This window comes from Desulfurispirillum indicum S5 (assembly GCF_000177635.2).
Classification (GTDB): domain Bacteria; phylum Chrysiogenota; class Chrysiogenetes; order Chrysiogenales; family Chrysiogenaceae; genus Desulfurispirillum; species Desulfurispirillum indicum.
This window is the reverse complement of record NC_014836.1, coordinates 1,778,867-1,805,387: the sequence shown is the minus strand read 5'-3', so window position 1 is coordinate 1,805,387 and position 26,521 is coordinate 1,778,867. Positions and strand designations below refer to the sequence as shown.

The window sequence follows — 26,521 nt, the reverse complement described above, 5'->3', positions numbered from 1 at the left end:
ATGATCTGGACAGAATCCGCCCACTGGAACTTTGAAGACAACCTTCGCCTTTTCTCCCAGGGTTCAGGAAAGGCGCTGCTGGGCAAGGGCAACCATGGCCTGGAGCGTGAAGCCCTGCGGGTGCTCGGCGATGGAACCCTGAGTCTGCGCCCGCACCCTCGGGCCATTGGCGACAAGCTTACCCACCCCGCTATTACCACGGATTTTTCAGAAAGCCAGCTGGAGTTCATAACGCCGCCCTTTGCCACCCTGGAGGAGTGCTACCGTTTTCTGGCTCAGATACACGGCTTTGTCAGTCAGAATATCAATGGAGAACTGCTCTGGCCCATGAGCATGCCGTGCCGTCTGCCCGCGGAAGCCGATATTCCCATTGCCCACTACGGCGAAGGTGCAGCGGGGATGGCAAAGGAGATTTACCGACGTGGCCTGGCCCTGCGTTATGGCAAGGTCATTCAGATGGTCTGCGGTATACACTATAATTTCTCGTTCAGTCAGGATTTCTGGGAGTTTCTCCACGGGAAGCTGCCAGTGTCCCATATGGATTTACAGGACTTCATCAACGAAGGCTACTGCGCCATGGTTCGCAATTTCCTGCGCCTGCGTTGGCTGTTTGTCTACCTGTACGGTGCCTCGCCTGTGGTGGATTCGTCTTATACCACCAAAGCGCTGGAGGCTCTGCAGCTGGTTGGCACCGATACCTATGGTCTGCCCTACGCCACATCACTGCGCATGAGCCATTTCGGCTACTCCAATGAAGAGCAGCGCAATTTCCGCGTCTGCTACAATACCCTTGAGCGTTACATCAGCGACCTGCGCCGGGCCATGAGCATGCCCGACAGCCGTTACGAGGCCCTGGGTCTTTACCGTGACGGGCAGCAGGTGCAGCTCAATGCCAATGTGCTGCAGATCGAAAATGAGTACTATGCGCCCATACGGCTCAAGAACAGTCCCGAGCCGGGGGAGACGCAGCTGGAATCCCTGGAGCGATCTGGTGTGCGTTATATTGAAGTCAGGGCTTCTGACCTCAATCCCTATAATCCCTTCGGGCTGGAGTGCGATCGCCTGTACTTCCTGCATATGCTGCTCATCTACTGTCTGCTGCGCCACAGTGATCACTGCTCACGGCGCGAGCGGGAAGAGGAGATCAACAGCAATGAGCGTCTTGTGGCGCTGGAGGGACGCAAACCTGGTATCGAAATTGCTTTCTGTGGCCAGAAACGCGATATGCGGCAGGCGGCGCGTCTGTTTCTGGGAGATATGGAGAAGATCGCACTGCTGCTTGATGAGCACGGCGAAGAACCGAAATATACCCGATGTGTACTGCGTGCCCGCGAGCGTATTGAAAACAGCGAGCTGACGCTGTCCGGCATGATGATGGCCGAATTGACCCAGGGGGGAACCTCTTTTGTGGAGCATGGCCTGTCACTGGGGCGACTGCACAAAATGGCTTATGATCGGATGGAGAAGGTCACCGGGCTGTGGGAGCTGCTGGCCAGAGGTGAGTGACCGGCCAGCAGGTGGGCTCAGAAACCCAGCAGACCCAGGGAGTGGCTGATGGTCGCGGGCAGATCCTTGCGGTGCACGACCATGTCGAGCATGCCATGCTCCAGCAGAAACTCCGAACGCTGGAAGCCGTTGGGGAGTTTCTGGCGGATGGTCTGCTCTATGACGCGGGGACCGGCAAAGCCGATCAGCGCTTTGGGTTCGGCAATGTTCAGATCGCCGAGCATGGCAAATGATGCGGTGACGCCACCAGTGGTGGGGTCAGTCAGCAGGCTGATATAGGGAATGCCATGGCGGCCAAGTTCATGGAGAGCCGCAGAGGTCTTGGCCATCTGCATCAGACTGAGGGTTGATTCCTGCATTCTGGCTCCACCCGAGCAGGAAACGATAATGACCGGGCGCTTTTCCGCAATGCCGCGCTCAATGGAACGGGTGATTTTCTCGCCGACCACACTGCCCATGCTTCCACCCATATAGGCGAAGTCAAAAATACTTATTTCCACGCTGTGTCCAAGGATGGTGCCACGTCCGCAGACGATGGCATCCTTGGTGCCGAGCTTCTTTTCTGTCTCCACAATGCGCGCCGCGTAGGATTTGGAGTCGACGAATTCCAGGACATCCACAGGTCTCAGGTCCGCGTCGAACTCCACAAAGGAGTTGGCGTCCAGCAGGGTGGCAATGCGCTCGGCGGCACCCAGTCGCTCATGGTGCTGGCACTTTGGACATACGTAGAGATTTTCCTGGAAGTCCTTGCTGTATATGGTGTCCTTGCACTCCTTGCATTTTATCCAGATGCCTTCAGGGATACTGGTTTTTTCTGTCATAGGTTCCACCTTTGATTATCTATGTGTTCATTTCAGGTATGGGCAAACAGGCAACGGTACTTTACGAAATAGCACTCAAAGGAACAAGCATTCTTTTTCAATGGCAAAAAAACACCGTTTACAGGGGCAAATTGCCCGCTCGGCATCAGGGGCTACAGGAGGAAGGCCGTGGCGATGGAAAAGTAGATGAGAATGCCGGTCACATCCGCGATGGAGGTGATCAGTGGAGCACTGGCCGCAGCCGGATCGAAGTTGAAGCGACTGAGGGCAAAGGGCAGCAGCATGCCAACCATGCTGCCTACGATGACGACCAGGAACATGGAGAGGGCCACTACCATGCCAACATCAACGCCTCCCCGCCAGACACCAATCATGACAATGGCCAGGGCCATGGTAACGCCCAGACCTAAAGAAACAAGCAGTTCCTTGCCCCACATGCGCAGCCAGTCGCGCCTTTGGATATCACCGGTGGCCAGGGCACGCACCATCAGGGTAGCGGACTGGGCTCCGGCATTACCGCTGCTGGCAACAATCAGAGGCAAAAAGAAGACCAGGACGATGACCGCCTCGATGGTGGCCTCAAAGTGGGCAATACCCGCTCCACTGAAGATGTTGACAAAGGTGAGCAGCACGAGCCAGCCGACCCGCTTGCGGTACAGCAGTGCGGGCGTGGCGTCACGCAGGCTCAGGTCAACGACACCCACACTCCCCATCTTGTGGAAGTCTTCCGTAGCTTCCTGTTCCACGACGTCCATGATGTCGTCAACGGTCATGATTCCCAGCAGTACCCCTTGATGGTCGATGACGGGCAGAACTTCGATGTCATAGTGTTTGATGACCCTGGCGGCTTCTTCGCGATCCTGATCAGCTTCGATGCTGATGACATTGCCGGGCATGATGGTCTCCACCCGGTCATTGAGGTGCCCCAGGAGGAAGTGCTTCAGCTCAATGGCGTCTTTGAGTCTGCGTTCGCGGTCGATGACGAAGATGGTGTTGATGGTTTCGCCCTGCAGGCTGTGCACGCGGATGTATTCCAGGGCGTGTTTGATGGTCCAGTGCGCCTTCACCGCAACGAAGTGGGTGTTCATCAGGCGACCTACGCTCTCCTCTGGGTAGCCAAGCTGCTTGAGAACCTGCTTGACGTCGTCGGGGCTGAGCAGTTTCAGGAAGTTGGCCAGTTTTTCCGCTGGCAGCTGCTCCAGCAAGGCTGTGCGGTCGTCGGGGAAGAGGTGTGTCAGGATATAGCGGCCATCCTTGACGCTGAGGAGCTCCAGGATCTCTGTCTGGCGGGGAATGCTCAGGTAGGCAAAGAGCTCCACCCAGCGCTTGCGTGAGAGCAGGCCAAAGATGCGCAGGCACTCCTCTGGGCTGACCTTGGAGAGCACCGCGGCAATATCCGCCGTGTGCATGCTTTCAAGCAGCTCAACGGATGCTTCACTCCAGTCTTCGCCGGCAAAGCGCTGGGCGAACTCAGAGGGGTTTTCCTGTTGCTCTTCCATGGGATGTCCTTGTGTGTGCAGTATGAGGCGCGTTCGCAGGCTGCGCCCTGTTCACGGCATCGGGATGGAGGTTCCGGCGAGCATTCATGTGTCGGGTGCCGGACCATGGCGTTCCCGGTGCTGTGATTCGGGGTTGTGACTCTGAAGAATGTATCAGTATTACAGGTTTACCGTAAAAGGAAAAGCCTGATTCATCCAGGCGGCGATATATCCCATATAGCCGGAAAAAATCATGATGCCGATAACCATCAGCAGGATTCCGCTGACTATTTCCACAACGCGCATGCCGGATTTCATGCGCTGCAGAAAGCCCATGAAGTGACTGATCAGCAGTGTGGAAACCAGGAAGGGAATGCCGAGTCCCGCGGAGTAGACACTGAGTAGAATCATGCCTTCGGCGATGGTCTCCTTGGAGGCCGCAATGGTGAGAATCGCCGCCAGAATCGGGCCGATACACGGTGTCCAGCCAAAGCCGAAGGCAAATCCCATAATAAAGGAGCCCAGCGCGCCAGTGGGGATTTTCTGCAGGTGCAGGCGTTTTTCGTGGTAAAGCCATTTAATGGGCAGAAATCCCGTGTAGTGCAGGCCAAACAGGAAGATGACGGCACCTGCCACTTTGGCCAGCAGTACCTGCTGCTGGATCAGAAGAATACCCAGGGCCGATGCCGAAGCTCCCATGATGATGAAGACCAGGGAGAAGCCGAGCACGAACCAGAGCGCGCGGATAAAGAGGCGCAGGCGGTCGGAGCCGGTCATGTCCATCTGGGCGGCACCACCGGTGATAAAGGAGAAATAGGCCGGCACCAGGGGGAGCAGGCAGGGAGATATGAAGGAAAGGATTCCGGCAATGAATGCCGTCCAAAGAGTCAGATCCATTAATTACTCCTCTTGGGTCGCGTGGTGCGACAGGTATTCGTCCAGCGCCGCGATACAGCGCTGGACATCCTGACGGGTTCCGATGCTCATTCGTACCATGGAGGAAGCCACGCGGCGACCTCGGCGAACCAGGATACCCCGGGTTTTCAGAAAAGCCATAAGGGCGTCGGGATCGTCGGGCCTGAGCAGCAGAAAGTTGGCCCGCCCCTCGTAGACGTCGATGGAATGTTGACGGAGGTACTGAGTCAGCATGGGTTTGGCGTGGTTCATGACCTCCGCGACATAATCATGCATATACCCTGGACTGTCCAGGGCCGCCGCTGCCGCAACCGCGCCCAGCATGTTGACATCATAGGGGCCACGCACCTTCAGAAGCTGCTCCACCACGTCCTCGTGAGCCAGCAGGTAGCCCATGCGCAGTGCCGCAAGGGCGAAGGCTTTGGAGAAGGTGCGCAGCACGGCCATATTGCGGTGGGCGGGGACCATGTCCTTGACGGTTTCGCCGTGGAACTCGTAGTATGCCTCGTCCACGATGAAGAACGTTTGTGGCCAGCTCTGAATAAGGCGCTCCAGAAACTTTCGCTCAATGGGGGTTCCCGTTGGGTTGTTGGGGTTGACCAGTACCACCACCTTGGGGAGTCCAGTGGCAATGGCCGCTTCGACCTCCTGGTAAGGGAAAGAGAAATCCTGGCAGTAGGATATTTCCACAATATCCGCATGCTCAAGGCCCGCAGCCTGTTCAAACATGGCGAACGAAGGACTCAGCAGCACAACCTGGTCGCCGGGATTCACCAGCAGGCGCATCAGAACATCTATGGCCTGATCAGAACCATTGGTAAAGAGGCAGTGCTTTGCCGACAGCTGGACGTAGTGACCGATTTTTTCGGCGAGGTCGGCATATTCCGGGTACACCTGGAGCCTGCCACTGGCAAGAAAGTGGCTCAGCGCGTCGATGACAAATGCTGGTGGAGGCTGGGTCGATTCGTTAAAGTCGAGCAGCAGGCAGCCGGAAGTGGATCTTCCTTCCAGGGGGGGAGTATATGCAGACATCGCCTGAATATGAGGTTTAAACATGCAAAGGCCTCAATAAATGGTATTCTATGCCCGTAAGGTGTAGCAAATTCCCCTTTCTTATGCACGTAGATTTTTTGGAACTCTGCATGGCGGCACTGTTAACTTTTTCAGCAGAAGCGCCAGTGTTCCAGGAGCGAGCCGGATGGTGAGCGGCAGAGACTCGAGCCATGGACGAAAGCGAGTGTCTCAGGGAGGGAACACTCCCGCGTGTGCTTCTTTGCACGCAGGAAATTGCAGGGGTTTCGCTACGCCAGGCACATCCTGGCGCACCGAGGCTTCCGTGAACCGAATTTTTTCAGGAGATTGCTGATGACAGACTTGCACAGGGCCGTACCGCATATGCTGATTGTCGGAGCAGGGGCCATCGGCTCCTATTATGGATCGAAACTCCACCGCGCGGGCGCACGCGTCAGTTTTCTCTGCCGCTCTGGCGGGGATATGCTGCGTGAAACGGGAATCACCATCGATTCGCTCCACGAAGAGCGCTTCCACTTCCATCCCCAGCGTGTTCTCATGGCCGGTGAACCCTGCCCGGAACCCGTGGATTACATTGTGCTCACCACCAAGGTCCTGCCCGGCATCAGCGGCGTCGACATCATCCGTCCCTACCTGGGGGAACAGACGGTTATCGTACTCATCCAGAATGGTATTGATATTGAAGTTCCCTATCGGCAGGCCTATCCTGAACACGAGATTATCAGTGTGCTGGCCTTTGTGTGCGTCAGTCGCCTTTCGCCCGGAAAGATACTCCACCAGGACTATGGCAAGCTGGCACTGGGGAATTATCCTGAGGGGAAAACCCCATACCTTGAGGCGCTGGTGGAGTTGCTGCGCCTTGGTGGTGTCACCTGTGAAGTTACCGACAGGGTTCAGGAAGCGCGCTGGCGCAAGCTGGTATGGAATGCCTCTTTTAACACCCTGTCGGTGCTGGGTGGAGGTGTGGATACCGCTCAGTTGCTGGCTGACGAGGAGTCTTGCCAGCTGGTACGCCAGGTCATGGAGGAAGTATGTCTGGTGGCCGCTGCTGAGGGGCACCGCCTGGTACCCTCAATTGTTGATGAGCAGATTGAGCACACGCGGGTGATGACTCCCTATAAAACCAGCATGTTGCTGGATTATGAGAATCGCCGGCCCATGGAAGTGGAGGTGATCGCGGGAAATCCAATGCGCAAAGCGCGGCTGCACGGCCTGAGTGTGCCGCGACTTGAGATGATCTACCGGCTGCTGCGCCTGCAGGATGCTCAGCGCAGACGTCAGAGGGGGTAGCTGGCGATAAAGGTGGTTCCTTCGCGCTGGCACACTTCAAAACGCACTGTGCCACCCAGGTAGCGTTCGGTGAGCAGCTTCATGCTGTAGGTGCCCAGCCCGCGATCGCGCCCTTTGGTGGAGAAGGAGCGTTGAAAGAGTTTGAGCTGGATGTCGCGGGGCATGACGGTCTGGTTGCGTACCCAGAAGTCAATCTGAGTGCCATCGCTGCTGCGACGGCAACCCACATCCACCACCTGTCCAGGCGCGGATGCCTCCAGGGCATTTTTCAGCATATTGCCCAGCACACGCCGAATCAGCAGTCCCGAAGAGTTGAAGGTGATGTTTTCCGAGCTGGTGTCGATATTGATGGCAATATCCTTTGCCAGGCGGTTCCCCAGGTACTGTCCCACCACGCCGGAGAGCAGTTCCAGGGAGGCGCAGTACTCACGGCGTACCTCCAGCTGGTCGGTCTCCGCCATAAGCAGATCTCGCTGTTCAAGAATCTCTTCGGTGAGCTGGCGCGAAGCCTGCTGCAGTGAGTTGAGCATCTGCCGGGTGGAAAAAGGGCCACCGGATGAGATCGTATTACTTTCGCGGAGGTTATCCACCAGCAACTCCACATAGCTTTGCAGGCTGCCGGCGGTGTTGATGATATCGTGGAAGAAGATACGTTCCAGGTTCTGCCGCCGTTTTTCGTGGCTGAGATTGCTGATGGTCAGGATAGAGAAGACCTGGTTCTGGACATGCAGTGCCGTGGCGTTAATACCCAGCTCCAGAGAATCGGACTTCCCCTGGGACTCCACATTGAGCAGACACTCCCGGTAGGACTCCTCGCCCTGCAGGGATTCGAGAATGGCCAGCACCGCTCCGCAGTTGCGGCAGGCCTCGGCGGTTCCGCAGCCACCGGCCTCGAGAAAGGCATTGACGCACCCCACTACTTCGCCTGGTCGTTTTCCCAGTATATCGTCACGATTCTTTACCAGCAGCATTGCCATCAGTGCCCGGTTGCACAGGGCAATCTGCCGATTCCCGTTGAGAATCATGATAGGCTGCGCAATGCTGTCAAGCAGCTGCACCGTGCTGTGGTAGTCCAGCAGCAGCTGCTGCTGATCCAGTACATTCTGGTGCGAGGAGCGCTCCGGTGATGCAAAATAGGTTCTATCGCTATTCATGGACCAACCCCTGGCCTCCAGTCATACTGCCACGGAAATATGGTGATCGCGCCCCTGTTGTCTGGGAACTTCAAGGAAATTGCAGAGGATGTCCTCACCATGCTGACAGAGAATGCTTTCAGGGTGAAACTGAATGCCATACAGCGGCCGACTGACATGTTCCACGGCCATGATGGTGCCATCTTCGGTCTGGGCGGTGATGCGCAATTCTGCGGGCAGGGGACGCAGCCCGATCAGGGAGTGGTAGCGGGCAACCCGGATATGTTGCGGGATATTGCGAAACAGGTGGCTGCTGTCATGGGTAATGACGCTGCTCTTGCCGTGGAAAACATTGCCCGATGGAACCACCTGGCCGCCCAGGGCTGCGATGATGGTCTGGTGGCCGAGGCATACGCCCAGCAGGGGCACGCTGGCATGGCGCACCAGCTGGGCGCACAGCCCATTGGGGTCGGGGCTGGAGGGGCCGGGTGAGAGGATGATTCTGGCCGGTTTCAGCGCCATGACCTCTTCCAGGGTCACTTCGTCGGGGCGAACGACCTTTGTGGGTATATATTTGTCCACAATCTGCACGATGTTATAGGTGAAGGAGTCGTAATTATCGATCATAAGCAGCATGGGCTTCCTCCATTTGCAGGGCCATTTCCAGGGCGCGCATCAGGGCAGCGGCCTTGTTCTGACACTCTTCATGTTCCTTCAGGGGATCGCTTTCGGCGACAATACCAGCGCCAGCCTGCACCGAATACTGGTTCTGTCCTTTGTTGACAAGGGTGCGTATGGCGATGCAGGTATCCATGTTGCCGGCGTAGTCAAAGTAGCCTACAACACCGCTGTAGATCCCCCGTGCCAGCTCCTCGTGCTGGGCGATAATCTCCATGGCGCGTATTTTGGGCGCACCGGAAACGGTACCGGCGGGAAAGGTGTCCCCCAGCATGCTGAGCAGCCCTTTGCTGTGGGCCGGGTCGATGGTGCCGCTGACATTGGAGACCATATGCATGACGTGGGAGTAGTGTTCCACCACCATCAGCTCGGTCACTTCCACGGAGCCGGTTTTACAGAAGCGTCCCAGATCGTTGCGTGCCAGATCCACCAGCATTATGTGTTCGGAAATCTCCTTGGAGTCCGCCTTCAGCTCCTGCTCCAGGCGCAGGTTCTCCAAGGGGTCGGCCGCAATGCGACGGGTTCCGGCGATGGGGCGCAGGAACGCCTTGTCGTCTTTGATCTTCAGGTGCATCTCCGGTGATGAACCGATGAGGCGATAGTCTCCAAAATCCAGGAAGAAAGTGTAGGGAGAGGGGTTTACCCGGCGCAGGGCCCGGTAAACTGTAAATGGCGCCACCTCGGCACAGACCTGCATGCGCTGACTGAGCACGGCCTGGATGATTTCTCCCTGGAAAATATCCTCCTTGATCTGTCGGACGCTCTCCATATACGCTTCGGCGGGAAAGAGGTACTCCACCTGCAGTGATCCGCCTGCCGGTCTGTCATAGCGGATTCCCGCATGCTGCAGCGTGCGCACCACATCGGTCATCTGCCGGACGCCTTCATCATAGTCGTCAGCCTGCTCAAGGTTAAAGAGCAGGGTCACGGTATTGTTCCAGTTGTCAATGATCAGCAGCTTGCGAAACTCATACAGGTGAATGAGGGGGAGGTTGAGCCGGTCGTGCTTATGGGAGGGCAGCTTTTCGAAGAGTCGCGCGGCATCGTATCCGATATGGCCCACATAGCCTCCGGAGAAGTCGGGGAGAGCGGGATCCTTGCGGTAGCCCCGATCCCGCAGCAGCCCGTCCAGATATTCCAGGGGTTCCGTGTCAAGGGGCTGACCATTGACAAACAGCCCCTGGTGGTTCACCAGGATTTCGTCCCCTTTCTCCACGCCGATAAAAGTATAGCGGCTCCACTTACCGCGGGTTTCCACTGACTCAAATATAAAAGGAGCGCTCAGCACGCGGCCTATGAAAACGGGTGTAAAGAAGTCGCCGGGAATATCACACCGCAGAAGGTAGCGGCCATACTGGGCGTGATACTGTGTAAAAGCCTCTTTGGAGGTAATTTCCATGCTGTGGGCTCCTGGTGGATGGCTTTGAATAGGGTTCACTAAAAGTGTATATCTACAACACCTCTGCCCCTGGAACAACAGGAAACTGAACTTTTCTCCCCCTTCTCCATGGGAAGGTTCCCTGGGTGAGCGGGCCTGTCATACGACCACGGTTGCTGGATTCGACACATGGGTCGAGTGTCCAGGGCCGTGAAGGGGGGCTTTTCGGAATCGTGCTGATTTCGATTTACACATCCAGCGGAAATGATTACCATGCCGTCATTCATTTTCAGACAGGCAGGATCGTGACCATCGCCATCGACATACGCAATCTCAGTTTTACCTATGAAGAGCGCCAGGTTCTCCACGACATTAATCTGCAGGTACACGAGGGCGACTTTCTGGGTATTGTTGGTCCCAATGGTTCGGGAAAGTCAACGCTGCTGAAGCTTATCCTGGGGCTTCTGCGTCCCGGAGAAGGCTCCATCACCCTTTTTGGTGAGGACTCCCTCTCGTTTACCCAGCGTCACCGCATCGGCTATATCGCCCAGCGTGCCAGCAGTGTCAACCTTGGCTTTCCGGCCACGGTCAGCGAGATCGTGGCATCAGGTCTGCTTTCGCGCCAGCATTTTCTGGGGCGCCTGAAGCCGGTTCATAAGGAAAGCATCCAGGCTGCCATCAGGATGGTCGGGCTTGCTCCCCACAGCGACCAGATGCTCGGGAAGCTCTCCGGTGGTCAGCAGCAGCGTGTCTTTATTGCGCGGGCGCTGGTGAGTGAGCCCGAACTGATGATCTTTGACGAACCCACGGCGGGCGTGGACGGCGAATCCATGGAGCGTTTTTATCAGCTGCTCGAGGATCTGCATTGCCACCACGGAAAGACCATGATCCTGGTCAGCCATGATATAGGAGTCATCACCACCCGGGTCAACAAGGTGGCCTGCCTGAACCGGGAGCTGTATTTTCACGGCGACAACCTGGACTTTATCGCGCAGCAGGAGAGCATTCTGGATCGCGCATACCGTCATTCTGTCCAGGTGATCAGCCATGGACACTGAACGATGAGGGCAACGGCGTGATTGATGCACTGATCCACTACAGTTTTATGCAGCGGGCTTTCGCTGCGGGTCTCCTGGTTGGCGTTATTGCTCCGCTGATTGGCGTCTATCTGGTAATGCGGCGCCTTTCGTTGATTGCCGACGCCCTTTCCCATGTGACTCTGACAGGCATAGCGGCGGGAATGCTGTGGAATAAGCTCTTTCCGTTTTTTCCCGTCAATCCTGTACTAAGCGGCATGGGGGCGTCCACAGTCGGAGCGCTTTGTATTGAACAGTTGCGCAGGGCGTATCGTCACTATCAGGAGCTGTCCATTCCCATTATCCTCGCCGCCGGCGTCGGGCTGGGGGTGGTGTTGATCAGTATGGCCGATGGCTTTAACGCTGAGCTTTTCGGCTACCTCTTTGGCAGTGTCGTGGCGGTTTCAGTCACCGACCTGTGGCTTATCGTCATGACGACCGGTCTGGTCTTCGGCTTTACCCTGTTCACCTATCGTCCCATGTTTGCCCTCTCCTTTGACGAAGAAGGGGCGCGGGTGGCGGGTATTCCCCAGCGGGCGCTGAACTTCTGCTTTATTCTGATGGTAGCGCTGGTGATTGCCGTTGGCATGCGGGTGGTGGGGATACTGCTGATCTCTTCCATGATCACGCTTCCCGTTGCCGCCAGTCTGCATGTGGCCCGCAGTTTTTTTCAGACGTTTCTCTATGCCGTTTTCTTTGCACAGCTTGCCATAATCAGTGGGCTCATCGCGGCCTTCTACCTGGACTGGGCTTCGGGGGGTACCATTGTGCTGGTGGCCGTGGCCATCCTCCTGCTGTGCATGGGATATAAACGCATCCGGGTGAGGGAGTAGTCATGCAGATTGAGCGTGCCCTTGAGTCGCTGCGCAAGCAGGGCATCAAAACCACAGGGAAAAGGCGTGCCTTGCTGGAGGTCCTTGGTGCCGATTACCGTTTTCTGTCTGCCAAGGAGCTTTACGAGGCCCTGGCGCCTGAGTACCCTTCCATAAGTTTTGATACCATTTACCGCAATATGGGGATGTTCGTGAAAGCAGGCATCCTGGAAACCACAAACCTTGAGGGAGAGCGACGCTTCCGCCTCGGCAGAAGCTGCGGGCAGGCTCACGATGATCATCAGCACTACGTGATCTGCCTTGGCTGCGGCAGTTCCCTGGTGTTGCCCGGCAACTGTCCGGTGAAGGCGATGGCCCTGCCGGGAAATTTTCAGATTACCGGGCATAAGCTGGAGATATACGGTTACTGTGAGCAGTGCTGCCCCGCTGACGGGAGTTAGCGGGCTGCCGAGATTCTTATCCGCGCGTTGACAGCCTGCATCCTGGTGTTTTTGGCGCCTGCCGGTTCGGGCTGTTTCAGCAAGCTGTTCATGCTGCGGGCTTTTAGTGCTTGACCATGCCAGCTGGGACGTGATACATTCCCCGGCTGTACAATTCACACAGGAGGCTATTTTGGCTCATACAAGCTCCGCGCGCAAGCGCATCAGACAGTCACAAAAGAAGCATGCTCGCAACAGTTACGTGAAGACCACGCTGCGAACTTTCAATAAAAAATTCAACAAGGCCGTTGAAGCTGGCGATAAAGAGCAGGTTCAGACCCTGTTCCGTCAGTGCCAGAAAAAGTTTTCCCAGGCAGCTGCCAAAGGCGTGATTCACAAGAACACCGCCAGCAGAAAAGTTTCCCGCCTGGCTCAGGCCGCCAAAAAGGTTCTGGTAGAGAGCTGATCAGTTCTTTTTCTTTTTGCGTTCATACAAACAGAATGAAGCCACAGTGCACTCGTCGCATTGTGGCTTTCTTGCTTTGCAGCAGCGCCTGCCGTGAAAGATCAGCAGGTGGTGCAGCTGCGACCATTTTGGCTGCGGGGTATAGGCCATCAGATCCTGCTCCACAGCCAGGACCGTTTCTCCGTCGGACAGACCGATGCGCCGGCTGACACGAAACACGTGGGTGTCAACGGCAATGGCGTCGCTGCCCATGGCGCAACTGGTGATGACGTTGGCACTCTTGCGGCCCACGCCGGGCAATGACATCAGCTCCTGACGCGTTGACGGTACCTCTCCTCCAAACGTTTCCACCAGCATTTTTGCGGCGGCAATCAGGTTTCTGGCTTTACTGCGGAAAAGTCCGCAGGACTTGATGATACCTTCCAGCTCGGCCTGATTGGCGGCTGCCAGTGCTTTGGCGTCCGGGTAGTGCATAAAGAGTACCTTTGTCACCTGGTTGACCCGGACATCGGTGCACTGTGCTGAAAGCACGACCGCCACCAGCAGCTCGAAGGCGTTGTCGAAGTCAAGCTCGGGGGCGGCATCGGGGTACTGCTCTTCCAGCAGGTCTATCAGCTTTCTGACGTCTTTTGGGCGCAGGGAGCAGGCCATGGTCAGCCTACGTGCAGAACGTGGAAGAGCATGCTCATGCGTACGGCCACGCCGTTTTCCACCTGTTGCAGGATCAGGCTGCGCTCTCCGTCGGCCACTTCCGGCGAAAGTTCCAGACCACGGTTGACCGGTCCAGGGTGAAGGATAACGGCATCTTTGCGCATCATCTGCTGACGTCGCTTATTCAGCCCCCAGATGCGGGAGTACTCTGCGGTATTGGGAAAGAGGGCGGGGCCGTGCTGACGTTCCATCTGGATGCGCAGCATAATAACCACATCTGCCCAGGGGAGCACTTCTTCAAAGTTGGAGGTGATGGGAACATTGTCGATGTGAAAATTGCGCGGCATCATGGTTCGGGGGGCGCATAGTCGGACATTGGCTCCCAGTTTATGCAAGCCGATGATATTGGACCGCACCACGCGGCTGTGGGCCACGTCGCCCACGATCAGGACGTTCACGCCTGCCAGCTTTCCGATATGTTCCTGAATGGTGAATATGTCCAAAAGAGCCTGAGATGGGTGTTCATGGGCGCCATCACCGGCATTGATGACGCTGGCTTCGATGTTATCCGCCAGCAGCTTGGGAGAGCCGGAGACGCTGTGGCGAATGACGATGACGTCAGGATGCATGGCCATGATATTCCTGGCCGTATCCAGGAGAGTTTCCCCTTTGGTGGTGGATGATGTGGAAGAAGAAAAGTTGATGGTATCCGCACTCAGCCGCTTTCCGGCGATTTCAAAGGACGTGCGGGTACGGGTGGAGTTTTCAAAGAACATGTTGATCTGTGTTTTGCCCTTGAGAGGGGGGACCTTCTTCACGGCTCTGGTATTGATCCCCTTGAACTCCCTGGCCGTATCCAGCAGGAGGGTAATTTCTTCAGCGCTGAGATGGTAGAGGCCCAGGATATGATTCTGTTTGAACTCCATGCTTTACTCTCCGTCTTTGCTTTGCAGTATATATACGCGGTCCTCATCATCTATTTCCTGCAGACACACCTTGACGCGCTCGTCGCGGAAGGTGGGCACCTTCATGCCTACATACTCGGCGTACAGAGGCAGCTCATTGTGGCCACGATCAATGAGGACAAAAATTTCCACCAGGGCTGGACGTCCCTGGTCCATGACGCAGTACAGTGCGCTGCGAATGGTTCGGGCGGTGTAAAGGACGTCATCGACGATAATCACTTTTTTCCCGTCAAAGTCAAAGGCGGCGAGGGGGCCTTTCAGCACAGGCGCTGATTGTGCCATGGAGAGGTCATCGCGGTAGAGGGTACTGTCCATGACGCCAAAGGGAACTTCATGGCCGGTCATTTGTTTCAGTTTTTCCACCAGCCGGCGTCCAAGGTGTTCGCCCCGCGTGCGCAGGCCGACGACCATGGTGGCGCTGATATCCTTGTGTTTTTCGATAATCTGACTGGCGACGCGGGTCAGAGCGTGATCTACATCCCGGGCACTCATGATCTCTCTCATAATGACCTCTCCTGCTCCTTGATTTCGTTCCAGAAACGATCCAGCTCTTCAATATCGGCTTTGCCACCGGCCTGCGCCAGGCGCTCTTCAACCTGGCGAAAGCGGCGCGCAAATTTCTGATTCGTGCGATTGAGGGCCGTTTCCGGCTCAACTCCCAGCTTGCGGGCGCAATTGACGACGCTGAAAAGGACATCACCCATCTCGGCCTCAATTTCGGCGAGTTTTCCCTGCTGAATCGCATCACGCAGCTCGCCGATCTCCTCCTCCAGCTTGACAAGAGTGCCCTCGGCGTCCGGCCAGTCAAAGCCAGTCTTCGCGGCACGCTTCTGGAATTTGTAGGCCCTGGCCAGGGCGGGCAGATGACGGGGTACGCCATCGAGGACGCTGGTGCGTTCGCGTTTTTCAGCGGCCTTGATTTCGCCCCACTGCTGCAGCACTTCGTCGGCACTTTCCAGCGCGTTCGAACCGAATATATGAGGGTGGCGGCGCACCATCTTTTCGTGCAGCGTACGGGCCACGTCGTCAATGGTAAACGCCCCGCGGCGGCTGGCGATATCGCTGTGGAAAAAGACCTGCAGCAAGACGTCGCCCAGTTCTTCCATCAGTTCTTCGTCATCACCGGCATCTATGCTGTCCACCACTTCGTAGGCCTCTTCAATGAGGTACTGGCGCAGGCTTTCGTGGGTCTGTTCCCTGTCCCATGGACATCCATCGGGGCCGTTGAGGGTGTCCATGAGCTCTCTGAGGCTTTCGAGGGAGACGTAGTGCGCAGACATAACACCCCTTTTCATAAGAAGAAAGAACGAGGCTCCACCGGAAGTCGGAAACCGGTGGCTGCTGCATGTGATTATACGCACGCCCCTTTTGCCTTGTAAACCGCAAAACTTGGAGTGTCGCTTTTTGGGATTGGAAGAGCGCTGCCGCAGTCCTTGAGGAACCGTCTTACCGGGCAGAGGGGAATTTCCATTTCCCTTCGGGTGTGGTACAATCGGCAGGAATTTCACAGCAGGGGAGGCAGACATGCACAGTAAAATTCGAGAGTACCTGAAACTGGAAACGCAGCCCGTGGCCACCCTGTGGCTCGACCGTGCTCCTGAAGAGCGACTGCAGTTTGAAAAGGGGCGTCGGGGTTGCATCCTTTCGTTGATTGCCGCCAGTGCCAAGGGACGGGTGAGCGCGCTTGATCACGAAAGTTTTGGTTGTCCAGGCGGCGGTGTGGGCATGGGGTATGGCAATCAGTATGAAAATTTTCCCGGCGGCATTGACTGTTTCGCGCGCTTTCTCTCCAGCGGCAACAAGGGGTATCCCAAGGGGGAGGCTGTGGCCAGTGCTCTTGAAGGCAAGGCTCCGCAGCACTTTATCCATGAGTATCTGAATGGTGAAGGGTATATCAAGACGCCGGAACTGGTGGAAGACTTCATGGGGCGACTGGGATTCATGGATATCGGCAAGGTGACGGTTTTCAAACCCCTGGACAGGGTAGAACCCGGTGAAGAGCCTGTTGTGGTGACGATTTTCTGTAATGTCGATCAGCTTTCCGCGCTGGTTGTGCTGTGCAACTCCTTCCAGGAGGGCATAGACAATGTCATGTCTCCCTTTGGTGCCGGTTGCCAGTCCATGGGACTGCTGGCGTATCATCAGCTGGCTGCGGAACGGCCCAAGGCGATTATCGGGCTCTTTGACATCACTGCCCGCAATACGCTTAAGGGGAGCCTTGGGGAGAACCTGCTGAGCTTCAGTGTGCCTTACTCGCTCTTTGTGCGCATGGAAGAGGAGGCCGATGGGAGTTTTCTCGCCCGGAAGCCCTGGCAGAAACTGACGGGATCTGTCTCAGCGGGATAGGAGCTTCAGCACAGGCCGGCCCACTGGGCGAAATTTTCCGTGTCGTGGTGGAGATGGCCCTGGAACTGGTGCAGCACAATGCGATAGAGAGAGCCCATTTCCAGGCCGTCGGCGGGGGTAATGCGCGTGTGGAGTGTGGATTGCTCCCCACAGGGTTCAAGGGTGTACTCCACCAGAAAGCGAACCCCCATGAAGGTGTAGGTGGCATGGACACCCAGGTGGATCGGGTCGGGATCCCAGGTGAAGGGGATTTCGCCCATCAGGCTCAGGCCTGCATAGGCGTTGGCTCCCCGGCTCCCCACATCCTCCATCAGGCCCGACCACTCCGGAATCAGCAAAGGATCCCGGAGGAAGTCAAAGGCATCGGCGGCACAGAGAGCCAGGGGTTGCTGCCAGTTTCGCACCTATTTCTGACCCTGCTTGATGAGGTACTCGGAGACCTTCATGGCCGCCTTGGCCCCTTCGCCAGCAGCGATGATCACCTGCTTGAACTTGACATCCGTAACATCGCCGGCGGCAAAGACACCGGGAATGTTGGTTTCGTTATAGGTGGAGATGACAATCTCACCGTTGTCATTGGTCTGCAGGAGATTTTTCAGGCCATCGGCGTTGGGCGCGCGGCCGATTTCCACAAAGATGCCGTCAGTGGTCAGTTCCTGTTCCACGGAACTGTTGCGGTCGCGGATACGCAGACCCGTCACATACTCATCGCCAAGGATCTCCACCGGGATAGTGTTTTCGTAGATATCCACGCTGACTTCCTTGAGGCGATCCATGAGAATGGGCTCGGCCCTGAGCTGGCTGCGCACGATAAGCTGGACTTTCGAGGCGATTTTCACCATCTCCAGGGCTGCTTCCACCCCGGAAGTGCCGCCACCGATAATGGTGACGATCTTGTTGCGGTAGAGGGGGCCGTCGCAGGTGGTACAGTAGGTCAGCCCTTTGCCGTTGAACTTTTCTTCATTCTTGACCCCGACGGTCTTGGGTTTGGCGCCAGTGGCGATAATGGCTGAACGCCCCTGAAACTCGCGACCCTCTGCCGTGATGAACTTCTTGGTCGTGCCGTGATCCTCAATGGCCACGACCTCCTGCATGAGCTCAATTTCCACATTGGAGTATTTGCGCACATGCTCCTCAAACTTCATGGCCATTTCCCAGCCGGTGGAGTAGGGTATGCCCAGGTAGTTCTCCACGTCAAAGGTCTTGGTGAGCTGTCCACCGGAATCATAGGCCACGATCAGGGTTGAAAGATTCTTGCGGGCCGTATAGATGGCAGCACTTTCACCTGCGGGGCCAAGTCCTGCAATAATAACGTCATACACCTTTTCTCCACTCATGGGTCGCACCTCTATATATTGATAATTATTCTCGTTTATCATTGAACCTCTGGAAAATCAAGGGGTAAGTTTGCTGTTTATACTCCTGTGAGTTTGCAGGTTGCTGTAATATAATGCTGTTCAGTTTTCGTACATCCGAAACGGCAGATTGTCGACACCGACACTGATACCATGCTGGAATAGAGAAAATGGTTCTGCACAGACTGCGTCGCTTGACATTGCCCTCAACTTGTTTGTGAGTTTCTTTTGCCACTTTTGGGTCGCCAAAAGTGGCGCAAAAGCGACCCCCAGTGCTGTCCTTTTCAGCCGCCCGCTTGCCTGGAACTGGGGACCGCAAACAACCGCCCTCCATGGCTTTTGGTTTGCGGTTGCCGCCCTCGTGGCGGCAACCCTGCGGGTCCATCGCGTTCCAGTCGGCGCGTCCTGGCTGGGCCAGCACACGGGGGAGAGACAGAAACAGGCCGTTTCCCCATGGCAACATCAGCACAAGAATGCCTGAAACCAGGACGACAGGATGCGAAGCATCAGTTATATGAAGCAGGAGGTATTCGAGGTACAGAGTACCATGTTTCACTTCAGACGCAATCGGTGATTCAACTCCCCATGGCAGATATGCCAGTCGACCAGTTCCTGAAAGCCCACCATGGCATTGAGCACAGCCAGGCCCGTTGCCTGTTGCAGGTCGCCTGGTCTGAGGTCAGCGGGGAAAAGCAGTCCACATGTCAGCATTCGTTCCCGCGTGGTGCCATGCAGAAGGGGGCGACGGGGAGTCAGCCAGCGTCCATGGATGCGCAGGGCGATATTGGCTATGGACGTATCACTGAGCAGGCCGTCGCGGATCAGAAGAATGTCATCGACAGCGGAGGAATTCGTGCGCAGCTGCTCAATGGAGTGGCGATCAGCAAACTTCCATGGGTAGTCGATGGACGAGCCATCGACCAGGCCCAGGCGGTGAATCTGACGCGGTTGAAAGGGCAGGAATTCCAGGGAGTGCAGTCCGTGCCGGTGATAGAGGATACGGCAGCGCAAAATGCTTTTGTGTTGTGGACACTCCGTCAGGAGGGCGTGCAGGTCGATGGGTACACGCTGGCCCCAGAGCGCCTGCGAGCTGAGGGTAACCCGGCGCTGGTGCCACTGGAGGTGCTGAGGCGCGCCATTTTCGATGCGGATGGTCTCAAGTAACAGGGACATAGACTTTTCTGCACATTTCCGTGTACTCATCCACAAGGTCGCTCTCTGCCGTCAGGCCGCCGCCACTCTTGAAGACCAGTCCACTGGGAGTGCGCTCCAGAAAGCGAATGAGCACGGCACTGTCAACACTGCTGCCGTCAAAGTAGCCGAAGACTCCGGTGAAGTAGCCACGCTCATGGAGCTCAACGGCTTTGATGATCTCCATGGTTTTCAGCTTGGGCGTTCCACTGACGGAACCGGCAGGTAGCATGTTGCAGAGAACATCCCCCAGCTGATCGGGCCAGGAGGCGGGCAGGTCGCCGCAAATATGGGAGCTGGTCTGCAGCAGCCTTCCCCGGCCACTGGAGATGCTTTCCAGGTAACGGAAGCGTTCAACACGCACTCTGCGAGCCACACAGGAAAGGTCGTTGCGCAGGAGATCTACGATCATCGTGTGCTCGCTGATCTCCTTGGGGTTGGCGAGAAGCGCCGCCGCCGCACCGGGGATCGTCGCATCGGCGGTTCCCTTCATGGGGAAGGTCTCTATGGTCGTATCCTGAATGCGGACAAATCGCTCGGGGGAAAAGCAGGTGAACTCGTCCTGCAGGTACAGGCGAAAGGGCGCCTGGGCGCGGTGGAAAATCTGCTCGAGACTCCAGTCGCAGGCTACCGGTGTGGAGGCCGTCAAATTGAGCAGGTAGGTGTCACCGGCAGCCATATGCTCCTGCACGGTTCTGAAGGTCCGAGCGTAGTGGGCAAGCTCCATGGGAGCCGCTGACCACTGTCGTACCCCTTGAGGCAAGGGGTGGTGGTCGGTGCGCGTATGACGGAAGCCGGGAAAGACAAACTGAACCCGCTCATCCATGGCTGCCAGAGGGCACAGAAGGTGGCGGGAAAAGTCAAAGGAGATCAGGAAAAAACAGGGTATACGCTGCTGCCCCAGGGCGTTGAGCTTCAGGCGGATCTGCTCGCGTCCCTGCTGGCAGAGGGTATGGGGCGGGGGAGTCTGGGGCGATGCCGGTGCTGATACCGGCCTGTGTGCTGGCGTCCTGATGTCAGTGCACGTCATTCCAGTTATTCCCGCTGCTGACCGTGACCGTAAGCCTCACCTTCAGCTGGGCCGCGGACTCCATCTGCTCCTGTAAAAAAGCGCTGAAAGGTTCCGCCTGCTCAAAGGGCACCTCGAAGAGCAATTCATCGTGGATCTGCAGCAGCATACGGGCCTGATAGGGGGCGAGCTGCTGGTGAATGCGGTTCATGGCGATTTTAATGATATCAGCTGAGGTTCCCTGAATGGGCATGTTCACGGCATTGCGCTCTGCTGCCTCGCGGATGTTGCGGTTGCGGCTGTTGATGTCGGGCAGATAGCGGCGGCGTCCGTACAGCGTCTGGGCGTATCCGTGCTCTCTGGCAAAGGCGATCTGATGGTCAATGTAGGCCTTCACTCCGGGATAGCGCAGGAAATAACTGTCTATGAGCGCCTGGCCTTCCTTGGGAGTCATGCCCAGGTCACGGCTGAGTTTGAAGGCGGAGATGCCATAGAGAATGCCGAAGTTGACTGCCTTGGCCATGCGGCGGTAGTTGGGTTCACTGGAGCCGAAAATGGCATCGGCGGTCTGGGCGTGAATATCCTTCTCTTCGGCGAAGCTTTTCAGCATCGACTCGTCACCGCTCAGGTGCGCGGCAATGCGCAGTTCAATCTGAGAATAATCCGCTGCCACGAAACAGAAGCCAGGTGCCGGGACAAAAGCCTTGCGCACCTCGCGCCCCTCTTCGGTGCGAATGGGGATGTTCTGCAGGTTGGGATCGGAACTGGAGAGACGCCCCGTGTTGGCGACTGTCTGATTGAAGCTGGTATGGATGCGGCCTGTCCAGGGATTGATAAGTTCTGAAAGCGCATTGACATAGGTGGAAAGCAGTTTGGATACCATGCGGTACTGGGTCAGGACATTGGCAATTTCATACTGCGGGGCCAGGGCTTCCAGGACTGAGACATCGGTGGAGTAGCCGGTTTTCGTCTTTTTCACCGGAGGAATGCCCATCTTCTCGAAGAGCAGGGTCGCCAGCTGTTTGGGTGAGTTTATGTTGAAGGCTTCGCCTGCCAGCTCGTATATCTTTTCTTCAAGCTCGTGAAGGCGGCGGGTAAAGGATTCGTGAAGATTGCCCAGCATTTCACGATCCACGGCGATGCCCAGCATTTCCATATGGCAGAGCACACGCACCAGGGGCATTTCTATGGCGTGGAACAGCTCGTGGTACTCCTGCTCTATGCGGGGGGCGAAGAGGTTGTACAGGGCGAGGGTTATGGCGGCGTCTTCGCCGGCGTAGCGGGCGGCAGTGGGAATGTCCACATCGCGGAAAGTGGAGCCTTTGGGTACCACATCCTTGAAGGCGATCATCTCGTGGGACAGGAATTCCACGGCCAGCTGATCCAGCCCATGGGATCGGCGATTGGCATCCAGCAGATACGAGGCGATCATGGTATCAAACAGGCGTGGCTGTGGCAGCGCCATGTCGTGACGCTGCAGGACGATCAGGTCGTATTTGATATTCTGACCGACGAGCAGGAGGTCACTCCGGTCAAGGGCAGTAATCAGCTTCTGTACATCGGCAGTGGGCATGTTGCGGTGGGTATCGGTGTGGGCATGGTCGATGGGTACATACCACGCCTGTTCGCCGATGGCGATGCTGATGCCGACCAGGTCTGCTTCGACAGCATGTTCTGAAGTGGTTTCTGTATCAATGGCGATGACGGCAGCGGTGGCGGCTTCATGGAGAAGCTCTGCAAAAGCTTCCGCAGTATCGGCGATACGCACATCAATATCTGTGGCAACGGCGGCGGCAGGGGGGGCGTCAACCTGGTAGTTCAGTTTGTCCCGCAGGCCCTGAAAACCGAGTTCGCTGTAGATTTCGTAGAGCTCCGGGACATTGGGGACGCCGGGGCGGAAATCGCTGTCATCAAGCGGAACGCTGGTGTGTAGCTCAAGCAGCCGGCGAGAGAGAAAGGCGTCGTCACGGAACTCCTGCAGGCGTTTGCCGACCGCGCCGCTGATCTCATCCACATGGGCGTAGATGTTATCAAGGGTACCGTACTGTTCAAGGAGCTTCTGGGCAGATTTGGGACCAATGCCCTTGACGCCGGGGATATTGTCTGAGGCGTCGCCCACCAGGGCCAGGTAGTCGATGACCTGGGCTGGGGTGACGCCCATTTTGTCGTGAAATGCGGCGGCATCCAGGATGCGTTCCTTGGAGGTATCGTACAGGAAAACTCCCGGCTTGGTCAGGAGCTGCCCCAGATCCTTGTCGGAGGTGGCGATGTAGACTTCCCGGTAGCCGGCGTCCTGAGCCTGGCAGGTGATGGTGCCGATGACGTCGTCTGCTTCAAAGCCTTCAATGCAGAGGCGCTTCAGGCCCTGAGCCTCCACCAGGCGGTGAATCCAGGGGATCTGGGATATGAGGTCCTCGGGCGCCTTCTGGCGCTGCGCTTTGTACTGGGGGTAGGATTCGTGACGGAAGGTGGGTCCGGGCGCATCAAAAACTACCACAATGCCATCGGGTTCGATGGCATTGTGGCACTTTTCCAGAATATTGCGAAACCCGTAGATCGCGTTGGTGGGAAGGCCTGCTCGGTTGCTCAGGCCGCGGATTGCATAAAATGCCTTGTAGATAAAAGAGTTGCCGTCAACCAGCAGCAGTTTCATATCAGTCCACGAACAGGGATTGATTCACGTTGATGGTAGCACGGCTGCGGGCCTCAACAATCCAGTCCGAAAGCATTTCGTTGCGGCGTCGCTCACGCACTTCTTCCATGAGCAGCGGGCGCAGGGATTCAAAGAGCTCCATATCGGGCGTTTCTTTTTCTGTTACCTGCAGGAAGAAGGGGATATTGATGATCTCCGCAGGGCCTGCGGTCTGTCCAACCTCTGTCAAAAAGGCAAGGTACATGACATCTTCGTTGAAACCGGGCCCGCCATTGGTGTCCATGTAGGAGATCAGGTCAGTGCTTTCGGGCTGGGCATTCACCTCGGCGGCTATGGCGAAGAGCTCCATGCCACGGAAGGATTCAGCCTTTTCCATGGCGATTACGTATGACTGGTGCTGGATGTAGTCGGCCAGCACCTGATCCTGGATCTCTTCATAGGGAACCACCATGGGCGGAATATCCTGTTCCTTCTTCACGAGGTAGAGCTTGTCCTGCCCGCGTATGACATTGGTGTAGCGTCCCTGGGGCATCAGGAACGCCTCGCGTATCAGGCGGGTTTCACGCAGAAGGTCTTCGGGGATGGAGTTCTGGTCGAAGATATACGAGGTGACAAATTCCACCTCCATCTCTTCGGCAGTAGTGGCGAAATCCTTCTGCTGCTGAACGACGGCTTCGCGCAGGCTTTGCAGCACTTCTGAGGCCGTCTCCTGGGTTGAGCTGTCCTGCGGGTCGTAGGGAACAAAGGCGTAGGATATCTGGATGCTCTTGGGCGTTTCATACTGTTTGGCGTTGGTCTCATGGTAGGCGCGCAGCACCTGCTCATTGGTCTCCACGCTGTCAGCGAACAGCTCGGGGAAGAGGATGATGTAATCAAAGGCCACTCTGCCCTGCTGCCACTGGAATTCCTCTTGCAGATCGTCCTCGGTTATGCGCACTTCGGCAACGATCTGGTTCTGAATTTTTTCAACCAGCAGTGACTCTTTCTGCATTTCCTCGAAAATGGCGGGGGAGAGCTTGTTGGCTTCGAGAACATTGCGATACAGGGTGCGGCTGAATACGCCTTCTTCCTGGAACGCCTCAATGGCGGCAATGCTGTTGAAAAGCTCCTGGTCGGAGACGCGCAGATTGCGACGCTGCGCTTCCTGCAGGAGCAGCGCTTTTGATATGAGGTTGTCAATGACTATTTCGCGGATCTGGCGATTGATTTCCGCGTCACCCTGATTGCCGAAAAGGGCACTGATATTCTGGTGAACCTGATTGTAAGTGCGGTTGAACTCATTGGGGCCGATTTCAATGTCGTTGACCTTTATGACGTACCCACGGGAGCGCTGGTCACCACTCTGAATGCCCCAGACCACGAAAATTGAGCCGACAAAGGTGGCGATGACAAACCAGAGGAGAATCTTGACGGGAGCGCTGACGTTACGAAACTTGTGGATCATCTATATACCTCATGGTGAAATTTCTGATTCAGGACGATGGCCGTTCATGCTGTCCCGGAAGTTTTTAGCGGGTGAAAATATAATACATATACCACACATATGCCACAAGAAACAGCAGGCCCTCAATCCGTCCCAGTGCCTGCTTCTTGCGGGCGATGGGGTAGAGGACCGCGGTTATGAGCAGCATAAAGGGGATATCGAACTGGATCAGCGTTTGTTCAACGCTGATGGGGGCAAACAGGGCGATGAATCCGCAGACGAAAAGAATGTTAAAAATATTGCTGCCGAGAATGTTCCCGATACTGATGTCCGCACGCTGTTTCATAGAGGCGATGATACTGGTTACCAGTTCTGGCAGGCTGGTGCCGACGGCGATGATGGTGATGCCGATGACCAGCTCGCTTACCCCAAGAAACCTTGCGATCTCTATGCCGTAGATGACCATGAATCTCGCGCCCAGCAGCAGTCCGATGCCGCCGGCCACGATGAGGCCCACATGTTTCCATGAGCCCGAGCCGCGCAGTATGTGTTCCGTTTCCACATCATCACTGACCGTGCGTCCCGAGCGCAGACAGTAGACGAGAAATGCTATCAGGGCGCAGAGCATGATGATGCCATCAAGGCGAGTGATGGTGCCATCCAGGCACATGAGGAAGAAGACCACGCTGGTGACCAGTACGATGGGAAGCTCAATGCGGGTAATGGAGCCATCCATGCGCACCGGACTGATGAGGGCGCACAGGGCCAGCACCAGAGCGATATTGGCGATATTGCTGCCGACGATGTTGCCGATGGCTATATCGCTTGAGCCTTGAAGTAAACCGGTGAAGCTGACCAGAAACTCAGGCAGGCTGGTTCCCAGCGCCACGATGGTCAGGCCGATCACCAGTGGCCGTATGCCACGGGTCAGGGCGAGGGCTACGGAGCCGCGAACCAGGAACTCTGCTCCGAAGTAGAGAATGACAATGCCCAGGGAAAACAGAAGGGCGGGAAGGAGGAGTGTCATGGTTTCGCTTGTCCGCACTCCAGCTGCGCGGCAGAGAAGACAGGCCCCTCTTTGCAGACAGTTTTGCGCTGCATCTGACCAGAATCATAGGTGTCGGTGACGCATCCCAGACAGACGCCGATGCCACAGGCCATGTGCGTCTCCAGGGAAAGCTGACATGAGGCTGCGCCAGCCTTGAGGGCCAGCGCGCCCACGGCGTTCATCATCACATCGGGACCACAGCAGTAGACGTGCCGGGAAGTGAGATCGCCGCCGATGGCCTGGGTGACAAAACCCTTATGGCCTCGGGTGCCGTCGTCGGTGGTGACGATCAGTGAGTCGCACACGTGATCAAGCTCTTTTTCAAAGAGCAGGTTCTCGGCTGAAGAGGCGCCGATAATGGCGTTGACAGTATTTCCAGCTGATTTGAGGTGTTCAGCCAGCATGAGCAGCGGTGCTATGCCGATCCCGCCTCCGATGAGCAGCGCGTCGCCCGACTGCAGGGTAAAACCATTGCCCAGCGGGCCGAGGATATCTATGGGTTGCCCTTCGCGGAAGGTACTGAGGATGTGGGTACCACGACCGACCACCTTGTAGGCGAATCCCATGACACCGTCACCGGCAGAGGCGATGGAAAGGGGACGCTTCAGCAGGGGATCATAGCCACTGACACTGGCCTGCAGCATGCAGAATTGTCCCGGGGCTACGGTGAAGTCTTGGGGGATGGCGACTTCCAGCAGGAAATTGGAACCACTGAGGTGTGTGTTGCGGAGAATGGTGAAGGTATGCAAAGGGCACTCCTGATCGGAAAGTTTCCGGAAAAATGATAGGACGAGGATACTGCAGACGGCGAATCCAGACAAGTCCTGAAACAAAAACTCCCGGGCGAAGACGCGC

Annotated in this window: 26 protein-coding genes; 7 read left to right on the top strand and 19 right to left on the bottom strand. The window is 56.6% G+C overall.

Features of this window, described 5'->3' with window-relative positions:
• Positions 1 to 1,506 carry a glutamate--cysteine ligase gene (gshA, locus tag SELIN_RS08545; RefSeq protein ID WP_013506267.1) on the top strand — a complete coding sequence of 502 codons (1,506 nt, stop codon included), beginning with the start codon at positions 1 to 3 and terminating at the stop codon, positions 1,504 to 1,506.
• Between the two features lie 17 nt (positions 1,507 to 1,523).
• Here the strand turns inward: gshA and accD are convergent, their stop codons facing one another.
• The 4 genes from accD to SELIN_RS08525 all read right to left on the bottom strand — a co-directional run bounded on the left by accD (position 1,524) and on the right by SELIN_RS08525 (position 5,776).
• On the bottom strand, positions 1,524 to 2,327 hold the full coding sequence (gene accD, locus SELIN_RS08540; RefSeq protein WP_013506266.1) for an acetyl-CoA carboxylase, carboxyltransferase subunit beta: 804 nt from the start codon (positions 2,325 to 2,327) through the stop codon (positions 1,524 to 1,526).
• A gap of 152 nt (positions 2,328 to 2,479) precedes the next feature.
• Positions 2,480 to 3,826 carry a magnesium transporter gene (gene mgtE, locus SELIN_RS08535; protein ID WP_013506265.1) on the bottom strand — a complete coding sequence of 449 codons (1,347 nt, stop codon included), beginning with the start codon at positions 3,824 to 3,826 and terminating at the stop codon, positions 2,480 to 2,482.
• 159 nt (positions 3,827 to 3,985) lie between these two features.
• A complete protein-coding gene (locus SELIN_RS08530; RefSeq protein ID WP_013506264.1) occupies positions 3,986 to 4,702 on the bottom strand; it encodes a cytochrome c biogenesis CcdA family protein in 717 nt (238 codons plus the stop codon).
• A gap of 3 nt (positions 4,703 to 4,705) precedes the next feature.
• Positions 4,706 to 5,776, bottom strand: a complete 1,071-nt coding sequence (locus SELIN_RS08525; protein ID WP_013506263.1) for a pyridoxal phosphate-dependent aminotransferase — start codon at positions 5,774 to 5,776, stop codon at positions 4,706 to 4,708.
• Positions 5,777 to 6,085: 309 nt separating this feature from the next.
• On the opposite strand from SELIN_RS08525, the gene SELIN_RS08520 reads away from it, so the two are divergent.
• A complete protein-coding gene (locus SELIN_RS08520; RefSeq protein ID WP_013506262.1) occupies positions 6,086 to 7,042 on the top strand; it encodes a ketopantoate reductase family protein in 957 nt (318 codons plus the stop codon).
• Here the strand turns inward: SELIN_RS08520 and SELIN_RS08515 are convergent.
• Genes SELIN_RS08515 through SELIN_RS08505 form a run of 3 tightly spaced genes read right to left on the bottom strand, consistent with a single transcriptional unit; the run spans position 7,030 to position 10,252 of the window.
• Positions 7,030 to 8,196 carry a sensor histidine kinase gene (locus tag SELIN_RS08515; RefSeq protein WP_013506261.1) on the bottom strand — a complete coding sequence of 389 codons (1,167 nt, stop codon included), beginning with the start codon at positions 8,194 to 8,196 and terminating at the stop codon, positions 7,030 to 7,032. The two genes, SELIN_RS08520 and SELIN_RS08515, sit on opposite strands and share 13 nt — an antisense overlap.
• 21 nt (positions 8,197 to 8,217) lie before the next feature.
• Positions 8,218 to 8,811 (bottom strand): anthranilate synthase component II, encoded by a 594-nt coding sequence (locus SELIN_RS08510; RefSeq protein ID WP_013506260.1) that lies wholly within the window; start codon positions 8,809 to 8,811, stop codon positions 8,218 to 8,220.
• Positions 8,792 to 10,252, bottom strand: a complete 1,461-nt coding sequence (locus tag SELIN_RS08505) for an anthranilate synthase component I family protein (protein ID WP_013506259.1) — start codon at positions 10,250 to 10,252, stop codon at positions 8,792 to 8,794. The genes SELIN_RS08510 and SELIN_RS08505 overlap by 20 nt, the downstream gene beginning before the upstream one ends.
• Before the next feature lie 284 nt (positions 10,253 to 10,536).
• Between SELIN_RS08505 and SELIN_RS08500 the strand changes: the two genes are divergently transcribed.
• The 4 genes from SELIN_RS08500 to rpsT all read left to right on the top strand — a co-directional run bounded on the left by SELIN_RS08500 (position 10,537) and on the right by rpsT (position 13,025).
• The gene (locus SELIN_RS08500) at positions 10,537 to 11,289 is read left to right on the top strand and encodes a metal ABC transporter ATP-binding protein (RefSeq protein ID WP_425481177.1); all 753 of its coding nucleotides are present in this window, start codon (positions 10,537 to 10,539) and stop codon (positions 11,287 to 11,289) included.
• Positions 11,290 to 11,306: 17 nt separating this feature from the next.
• The gene (locus SELIN_RS08495) at positions 11,307 to 12,140 is read left to right on the top strand and encodes a metal ABC transporter permease (RefSeq protein WP_013506257.1); all 834 of its coding nucleotides are present in this window, start codon (positions 11,307 to 11,309) and stop codon (positions 12,138 to 12,140) included.
• A gap of 2 nt (positions 12,141 to 12,142) precedes the next feature.
• A complete protein-coding gene (locus tag SELIN_RS08490; RefSeq protein ID WP_013506256.1) occupies positions 12,143 to 12,580 on the top strand; it encodes a Fur family transcriptional regulator in 438 nt (145 codons plus the stop codon).
• 172 nt (positions 12,581 to 12,752) lie between these two features.
• Entirely contained in the window at positions 12,753 to 13,025 is a 273-nt protein-coding gene (gene rpsT / locus SELIN_RS08485; protein WP_013506255.1) for a 30S ribosomal protein S20, read from the top strand.
• On the opposite strand, the gene nth is transcribed toward rpsT, so the two are convergent.
• From nth to mazG, 4 genes are read right to left on the bottom strand one after another with little or no spacing between them, the layout of a single operon-like run.
• Positions 13,026 to 13,676: an endonuclease III gene (gene nth / locus SELIN_RS08480; RefSeq protein ID WP_013506254.1), complete on the bottom strand. Its 651-nt coding sequence runs from the start codon at positions 13,674 to 13,676 to the stop codon at positions 13,026 to 13,028.
• 2 nt (positions 13,677 to 13,678) lie between these two features.
• The gene (locus SELIN_RS08475) at positions 13,679 to 14,602 is read right to left on the bottom strand and encodes an aspartate carbamoyltransferase catalytic subunit (protein ID WP_013506253.1); all 924 of its coding nucleotides are present in this window, start codon (positions 14,600 to 14,602) and stop codon (positions 13,679 to 13,681) included.
• A gap of 3 nt (positions 14,603 to 14,605) precedes the next feature.
• Positions 14,606 to 15,145 (bottom strand): bifunctional pyr operon transcriptional regulator/uracil phosphoribosyltransferase PyrR, encoded by a 540-nt coding sequence (gene pyrR / locus SELIN_RS08470; protein WP_013506252.1) that lies wholly within the window; start codon positions 15,143 to 15,145, stop codon positions 14,606 to 14,608.
• Complete coding sequence (gene mazG, locus SELIN_RS08465; protein WP_013506251.1) at positions 15,142 to 15,921, bottom strand: nucleoside triphosphate pyrophosphohydrolase; 780 nt, start codon at positions 15,919 to 15,921, stop codon at positions 15,142 to 15,144. Before mazG ends, pyrR begins: the two co-directional genes overlap by 4 nt.
• Positions 15,922 to 16,165: 244 nt before the next feature.
• Here mazG and SELIN_RS08460 point away from each other — a divergent pair, with 244 nt between their 5' ends.
• Positions 16,166 to 16,987: a DUF169 domain-containing protein gene (locus tag SELIN_RS08460; RefSeq protein ID WP_013506250.1), complete on the top strand. Its 822-nt coding sequence runs from the start codon at positions 16,166 to 16,168 to the stop codon at positions 16,985 to 16,987.
• A gap of 5 nt (positions 16,988 to 16,992) precedes the next feature.
• Here the strand turns inward: SELIN_RS08460 and SELIN_RS08455 are convergent, their stop codons facing one another.
• From SELIN_RS08455 to SELIN_RS08420, 8 genes are all read right to left on the bottom strand, one after another.
• A complete protein-coding gene (locus SELIN_RS08455; protein ID WP_013506249.1) occupies positions 16,993 to 17,391 on the bottom strand; it encodes a hypothetical protein in 399 nt (132 codons plus the stop codon).
• Entirely contained in the window at positions 17,392 to 18,324 is a 933-nt protein-coding gene (locus tag SELIN_RS08450) for an NAD(P)/FAD-dependent oxidoreductase (RefSeq protein ID WP_013506248.1), read from the bottom strand.
• 570 nt (positions 18,325 to 18,894) lie between these two features.
• Entirely contained in the window at positions 18,895 to 19,515 is a 621-nt protein-coding gene (locus tag SELIN_RS08445) for an aminotransferase class IV (RefSeq protein WP_013506246.1), read from the bottom strand.
• The gene (locus SELIN_RS08440) at positions 19,499 to 20,563 is read right to left on the bottom strand and encodes an aminodeoxychorismate synthase component I (RefSeq protein ID WP_013506245.1); all 1,065 of its coding nucleotides are present in this window, start codon (positions 20,561 to 20,563) and stop codon (positions 19,499 to 19,501) included. Before SELIN_RS08440 ends, SELIN_RS08445 begins: the two co-directional genes overlap by 17 nt.
• Positions 20,550 to 23,195 (bottom strand): DNA polymerase I, encoded by a 2,646-nt coding sequence (gene polA / locus SELIN_RS08435; protein WP_013506244.1) that lies wholly within the window; start codon positions 23,193 to 23,195, stop codon positions 20,550 to 20,552. The genes SELIN_RS08440 and polA overlap by 14 nt, the downstream gene beginning before the upstream one ends.
• Before the next feature lies 1 nt (position 23,196).
• Positions 23,197 to 24,639 carry a peptidylprolyl isomerase gene (locus tag SELIN_RS08430; RefSeq protein ID WP_013506243.1) on the bottom strand — a complete coding sequence of 481 codons (1,443 nt, stop codon included), beginning with the start codon at positions 24,637 to 24,639 and terminating at the stop codon, positions 23,197 to 23,199.
• A 64-nt stretch (positions 24,640 to 24,703) separates the two neighbouring features.
• Positions 24,704 to 25,645: a calcium/sodium antiporter gene (locus SELIN_RS08425; protein WP_013506242.1), complete on the bottom strand. Its 942-nt coding sequence runs from the start codon at positions 25,643 to 25,645 to the stop codon at positions 24,704 to 24,706.
• Positions 25,642 to 26,415: a dihydroorotate dehydrogenase electron transfer subunit gene (locus SELIN_RS08420; RefSeq protein WP_013506241.1), complete on the bottom strand. Its 774-nt coding sequence runs from the start codon at positions 26,413 to 26,415 to the stop codon at positions 25,642 to 25,644. The genes SELIN_RS08425 and SELIN_RS08420 overlap by 4 nt, the downstream gene beginning before the upstream one ends.
• Positions 26,416 to 26,521: the final 106 nt, after the last annotated feature.

Coding starts and splice junctions, on each gene's coding strand:
- mazG (WP_013506251.1), bottom strand. CDS start 15,921: ATGTCTGCGCACTACGTCTCCCTCGAAAGCCTCAGAGAGCTCATGGAC.
- SELIN_RS08430 (WP_013506243.1), bottom strand. CDS start 24,639: ATGATCCACAAGTTTCGTAACGTCAGCGCTCCCGTCAAGATTCTCCTC.
- mgtE (WP_013506265.1), bottom strand. CDS start 3,826: ATGGAAGAGCAACAGGAAAACCCCTCTGAGTTCGCCCAGCGCTTTGCC.
- accD (WP_013506266.1), bottom strand. CDS start 2,327: ATGACAGAAAAAACCAGTATCCCTGAAGGCATCTGGATAAAATGCAAG.
- SELIN_RS08510 (WP_013506260.1), bottom strand. CDS start 8,811: ATGCTGCTTATGATCGATAATTACGACTCCTTCACCTATAACATCGTG.
- polA (WP_013506244.1), bottom strand. CDS start 23,195: ATGAAACTGCTGCTGGTTGACGGCAACTCTTTTATCTACAAGGCATTT.
- SELIN_RS08450 (WP_013506248.1), bottom strand. CDS start 18,324: ATGAGTGGAGAAAAGGTGTATGACGTTATTATTGCAGGACTTGGCCCC.
- SELIN_RS08515 (WP_013506261.1), bottom strand. CDS start 8,196: ATGAATAGCGATAGAACCTATTTTGCATCACCGGAGCGCTCCTCGCAC.
- SELIN_RS08460 (WP_013506250.1), top strand. CDS start 16,166: ATGCACAGTAAAATTCGAGAGTACCTGAAACTGGAAACGCAGCCCGTG.
- SELIN_RS08525 (WP_013506263.1), bottom strand. CDS start 5,776: ATGTTTAAACCTCATATTCAGGCGATGTCTGCATATACTCCCCCCCTG.
- SELIN_RS08440 (WP_013506245.1), bottom strand. CDS start 20,563: ATGACGTGCACTGACATCAGGACGCCAGCACACAGGCCGGTATCAGCA.
- pyrR (WP_013506252.1), bottom strand. CDS start 15,145: ATGAGAGAGATCATGAGTGCCCGGGATGTAGATCACGCTCTGACCCGC.
- SELIN_RS08490 (WP_013506256.1), top strand. CDS start 12,143: ATGCAGATTGAGCGTGCCCTTGAGTCGCTGCGCAAGCAGGGCATCAAA.
- gshA (WP_013506267.1), top strand. CDS start 1: ATGATCTGGACAGAATCCGCCCACTGGAACTTTGAAGACAACCTTCGC.
- SELIN_RS08505 (WP_013506259.1), bottom strand. CDS start 10,252: ATGGAAATTACCTCCAAAGAGGCTTTTACACAGTATCACGCCCAGTAT.
- SELIN_RS08520 (WP_013506262.1), top strand. CDS start 6,086: ATGACAGACTTGCACAGGGCCGTACCGCATATGCTGATTGTCGGAGCA.
- SELIN_RS08530 (WP_013506264.1), bottom strand. CDS start 4,702: ATGGATCTGACTCTTTGGACGGCATTCATTGCCGGAATCCTTTCCTTC.
- SELIN_RS08425 (WP_013506242.1), bottom strand. CDS start 25,645: ATGACACTCCTCCTTCCCGCCCTTCTGTTTTCCCTGGGCATTGTCATT.
- SELIN_RS08445 (WP_013506246.1), bottom strand. CDS start 19,515: ATGTCCCTGTTACTTGAGACCATCCGCATCGAAAATGGCGCGCCTCAG.
- SELIN_RS08475 (WP_013506253.1), bottom strand. CDS start 14,602: ATGGAGTTCAAACAGAATCATATCCTGGGCCTCTACCATCTCAGCGCT.
- nth (WP_013506254.1), bottom strand. CDS start 13,676: ATGGCCTGCTCCCTGCGCCCAAAAGACGTCAGAAAGCTGATAGACCTG.